Annotated in this window: 1 pseudogene; it reads left to right on the plus strand. The window is 63.6% G+C overall.

Annotated elements, in window-relative coordinates:
• Positions 1-2,218, plus strand: a pseudogene (locus GIW04_RS30080) (hypothetical protein); the annotation flags it as partial.

A 2,218-nucleotide genomic window follows, 5' to 3' on the forward strand; every position in this document is an offset into this window, starting at 1 on the left:
TTCACCGCCTATGAAAAACCTGCACCGGTGCAACTCAGCAAGCAACTGAGCACCGAGGATCCCGCCAGCCTGATTTTCCACGGCACCGCCAGGGCACTGGTGGCACTGGCCGACCGGCAATCGGTGTCGAATGTCGAGCAACGCTGGGCCCAGTTGAAGCAGGCCGGCTGGTTGCTGTTCGGTGCCGTGCTGCCGTTTGCCGGCGAGCCATTGATGCTTGGCGGGTGGCTGCTGCAACTGGTGGAGAGCTTGCAGAACGATATCCAGCGCCTGGCCAGCGACGATCCGCAGGCCAAGAGCGCGGCGGTGATGGATGTGTTGACCAACCTCATGGTGATCCTCGCGCATCAGGCGACGCCCCACGACACTCTTTGGCCTCTGCAGTTGGAGGCGCCGGTGTTTGCCTCGCTGGCGCGGCCTGAACCCAGCCCGCCGGTGCCGACGCAGGTGCCAGTGCCCATGCGCTTCACCGCGCCGACCGGCTGGGCCAACGCTCGTGGCAATCTGAATGCCGCACAGATCGCACGGGCGCGCGGCCTCAGTCTCCGGGCTTTCTCCGGCTCATGGGCCGGGGCCGAGCAAAGCGGCCCGCAGCGTGGCCTGCTGCGCGACACGTCGCACACCCCGGCGCAGTGGCAGGCGCTGATACGCGGGCAGCTGTACCGCGTTACGGTCAAAGCCGGTGCGGTGCGGGTAGTCAGCGCCGATGGCAGCACCCTGGGGCCCTGGTTGAAACCCTTGGGCGAGGGGCAATGGGATTTCGATGGGCAGTTGCGTCTGGCGGGCGGCAATGCCGACGCCGCCGTCGACGCCAAGTTGAAGGCCGGCGAGGCGTCGCTGTCGAGCCTGGAGCAGCAATACCGCGAGGCAGGTCGCAGGCGGGCAAGGGCCAACGCGACGATGGAAGTGGCACGCCATCTGGCGAGGGAGACAACCAGCAAGATCAGCGAGGAGCAACGGGCCACGTTGCGCGAGCGTTACCGCAAGGAACTGCAAAACAAGGTGCAATGTTCCCAAGAGGAACTGCAATTGCTGATGCGCATGCGTGAAATCAAGCCACGCCCCCATTATGAGCAGGAGCTGTGTGAAGTCCTTGAGTCGCTGATTTTGAGCCTGCGTTTGCTGGATGTGCACATGCGTGAACAGATGGCGCAGATCAATGATCGCATCAAGCCGCTGCTGGAGGTGCTGGAGAACGAGAGCGAAGACGAAGCCGGCTCCGACCTCAACCGTCAGGCCCACGCCGACCTTGACCTGCGCATGCGTGAACAGGTCGATGCCGAAGAGTCTGCCATCCATTGGCGTACCCTGGAGCGCACCTACCTGGACCAACTGCAAGCGGTGCCACGCCTGGGGCGTAACAAGGCGCGTGCGCTGGCGGCGGATGTACCGGCGCGCCCATCGATCCTCGACCTGCAAGCCTTGCAACTGATCACCTTGTGGGGCATCACCATCAATCTCGAGGGCCCGCCCTTGGAGGAAGAGTTTTTCGACAGCTTTAACCAAGTGATCAATCGTGCCCGCTGGGCCAGTCGCTCCCTGGCCGAGCCGGAAAACATGTCCGCCACCCGTGAAGAGCGGGTCGAACTGCTCAAAAGCTTCAGCCATGTCTATGCCACGACCGATGACCATATTCATTTCTGGCGCGCCATGGCCCCGGACACCTTCGACTTGGCCAATCTGGAAAAACTTCAAGGCTTGCTGGCCAGCCTGCATCAGCATGTGGAGCAAACGCTGGCCGATCTGCTCGCGCCGCCACCAGGCACCAGGCCGGCTAAGCCAGCCCAGGCGACGGGTGCACGACAGAAAAAGATCATTCGTACCCGCAACCGTGATGTGTACGTCGCCCGTATCAAGGCGCCGACCCAGGTCGGCGACACCGGCACGGCGGAACTGGTGGATAACAAAGGCACTGTGATTGCCACCTTCACCGAGGCGCAGGACGGTGTATGGGAACCGCTGGAGCCGCCGGCCAGGCCGCGTGTGGCCAACCCGCAATTGGGGGCGTTGATGAACAAGGGGCAACGCTTGCTGGCAGATGTCGACAAGGCCATCGACAACGTGCAGGCCATGACCGGCAAGTGTGAGCCGCAGTCGCTGCAGGCCTTGCTCGTGGCGCAGGCCAACAGCCGGCGGATGCTCGCTGCCGATATCGACAGCAAACTGCGCCAGCTGGACGTGTCGAGGTTGGCGGCGACGCAACAGGCCAACGCCCGTG

The organism is Pseudomonas sp. PA-4-8C (assembly GCF_021606625.1).
Classification (GTDB): domain Bacteria; phylum Pseudomonadota; class Gammaproteobacteria; order Pseudomonadales; family Pseudomonadaceae; genus Aquipseudomonas; species Aquipseudomonas lactis.